The organism is Pseudomonas sp. P5_A2_2 (assembly GCF_054177685.1).
Map to the genome: position 1 here is coordinate 1 of NZ_JBGCUL010000642.1, position 2,609 is coordinate 2,609.

At 60.1% G+C, this 2,609-nt stretch carries 3 protein-coding genes; all 3 read left to right on the forward strand.

The window, feature by feature from the left end; genetic code table 11:
- The coding region (locus ACXRVY_RS23545) for a penicillin-binding transpeptidase domain-containing protein (RefSeq protein WP_458238378.1) at positions 1–1,103 on the forward strand (1,103 nt) is incomplete at its 5' end.
- Positions 1,104–1,119: 16 nt separating this feature from the next.
- Positions 1,120–1,857: a hypothetical protein gene (locus ACXRVY_RS23550; RefSeq protein WP_223463691.1), complete on the forward strand. Its 738-nt coding sequence runs from the start codon at positions 1,120–1,122 to the stop codon at positions 1,855–1,857.
- On the forward strand, positions 1,857–2,192 hold the full coding sequence (locus tag ACXRVY_RS23555) for a YqcC family protein (protein ID WP_223463690.1): 336 nt from the start codon (positions 1,857–1,859) through the stop codon (positions 2,190–2,192). Before ACXRVY_RS23550 ends, ACXRVY_RS23555 begins: the two co-directional genes overlap by 1 nt.
- Positions 2,193–2,609 lie beyond the last annotated feature (417 nt).

The following is a 2,609-nucleotide window of genomic DNA, read 5'->3' on the forward strand; positions in this document are numbered from 1 at the left end:
CTGAAGCGTCGGTCAACGACACCTTCAAGCGTCTGGCGGGGCGCAAGGGTTCCGATGACGTCGAAGCGGCAATGGTCGTGACCAACCCGGAGACCGGTGAGGTGCAGGCCATGATCGGCAGTCGCCAGGCCAGTTTTGCCGGGTTCAACCGGGCGCTGGACGCTGTGCGGCCAATCGGCTCGCTGATCAAGCCGGCGRTGTATCTGACTGCGCTGGAGAAACCAAGCCAGTACACATTGACCAGCTGGCTGTCGGACGAATCCTTCTCGGTCAAGGGGGCGGACGGTCAGGTCTGGAAGCCGCAGAACTACGATCGTCGCTCCCACGGTACGGTCTTCCTCTATCAAGGCCTGGCGCATTCCTACAACCTGTCGACCGCGCGGCTTGGTTTGGCGGTCGGTGTGCCGAACGTCCTGAAAACGGTGGAGCGCCTGGGGGTGTCTCGTGAGTTCCCGGCCTTCCCGTCGATGCTGCTCGGCGCGGGCGGCATGACGCCCATCGAAGTGGCAACCATGTACCAGACCCTCGCCAACGGCGGCTTCAATACGCCAATGCGCGGGATTCGAAGCGTGCTGACTGCCGAGGGCGAGCCGCTCAAGCGTTATCCGTTCCAGATTCAGCAACGTTTCGATCCTGCCTCCATTTACCTGATCCAGAGCGCCATGCAGCGGGTGATGCGTGAAGGCACCGGCAGCTCGGTTTACAGCGTGTTGCCAAGGACCCTGACCCTGGCGGGTAAAACCGGCACCAGTAACGACTCGCGGGACAGTTGGTTTGCCGGTTTCAGCCAGGACTTGCTGGCGGTGGTCTGGCTGGGTCGCGATGACAACGGCAAGACGCCATTCACCGGCGCCACCGGGGCCTTGCAGGTCTGGACCAGCTTCATGCGCAAGGCCGACCCGYTGCCGCTGGACATGCCGCAACCGGATAATATCGTTCAGGCCTGGGTTGACTCGCGAACCGGGCAAGGTTCTGACGCTGGTTGCCCTGGTGCCGTGCAGATGCCGTATATTCGCGGCAGCGAACCGCCTCCCGGCGCCGCTTGTGGTGGTGAAAACCCTGCTGAGTCGGTGATGGATTGGGTCAAGGGCTGGATGAATTAAGCAAAGAGGGTTTCAAGTGAACAAGTGGTTGATTCCAGCGATTGCCGCCGTAGCTTTGCTCAGCGGTTGCTCCACCGTACAACGCGGTTCGATTCCGGTCGTGGATTCCGGCACCGCCGTGTCCAATAGTGAGCGGATCTCGGCCAATGGCGGCTTCCGCCAGACGACCGTCAAGCGCCCTGCGCAAGGTCAGTCGCAGACCCAGGCGATACCGCAAGGTGACAGCGGCGTAGTGGTGATGGTGCCAGGCGCGGCAACGACTTCGACGCCGATCAGCACCACACCGATCACCCCGGGTCCGATCACGCCGGGGCCTATCGACACGTCGCCGGTCCAGTCGGCGCCGATCAATCAGGGCAGCTACAGCATGCCGTCGTCGCCAAGCGGGATTCCGTCGGCCAGTTCGGGCGGACTGTCTGCCGACGAGCAACTGGACGGCCCGGTATTGGCCTTGCTGACCACAGCTCAACAGCAACAGGCGGGCGGTGATCTCAACGGTGCCTCCTCCAGCCTCGAACGCGCCCAGCGTGTTGCGCCGCGTGAGCCGCAGGTGCTTTACCGTCTGGCGCAGGTGCGCATGGCTCAAGGTGACGCAGCTCAGGCCGAGCAGTTCGCTCGCCGTGGGCTGACCTTTGCCAATGGCCGTCCTGCCCTTCAGGCCAACCTGTGGGGCCTGATTTCCCAGGCGCGTGAAAAACAGGGTGACTCCCAGGGCGCGGCATTGGCACGTCAGAAGGCCAAGGTAACGCTGTGATGGATGCGCGCTTTCTGAAAATCGCCGATCAACTGTTGTTGATCGAACGCGAGTTGCGAGTGCAAGGGTGGTGGGATGAAGTTTCGCCATCTGTCGAAGCGCTTTCCAGTGTCGAGCCGTTTTCGGTCGATACACTGGATTTCGAGCAATGGCTGCAATGGATCTTCCTGCCGCGCATGAAGATGATCCTTGAGCAGGATTTACCGCTACCCAATGCTTCGGGCATTCAGGAAATGGCTGAAATGGTCTTTGCCGGACGCAATGTCCAGGGCAAGGATCGGGAGTTGCAGGTATTGCTCAAACAGTTTGATCAGTTGATCACAGCGTCTCGCTGAGCCAGAAGCTGCCAGCGTCCGCTGGCAGTTGTCCACAATCTCTCTCTATTTTGTCGGCCATTGCAAGGTAAGTGCATGCGCGTGCCAATTTTTTGCCAAAAGTTGCGCAATCGAAGCTAACACACGGTTGATTTAGAGGTTTTTTCTTGCGTTCTCATGCGCTTACTAGAATAAAGCAMATAGACGACTTGACTTGCGAAGGGCGAAACAGAAGAATCCAAAGTCCGCTGTACAGGGACTGCCAGAAGCAGACCCTCTCGGCAGATCATGAGGCGCATATCCGCGTCGACCTGTTACACCCGCAACGCGTTACCTCGCGCTGGGTGGGAAAGGCCCGCAACACTTGGGACGATCCCAATACTTGCTCAGTCAGTGCTGACGTAGTCGGCGACCACCGTCGCTCATGCTCTGCCGAGA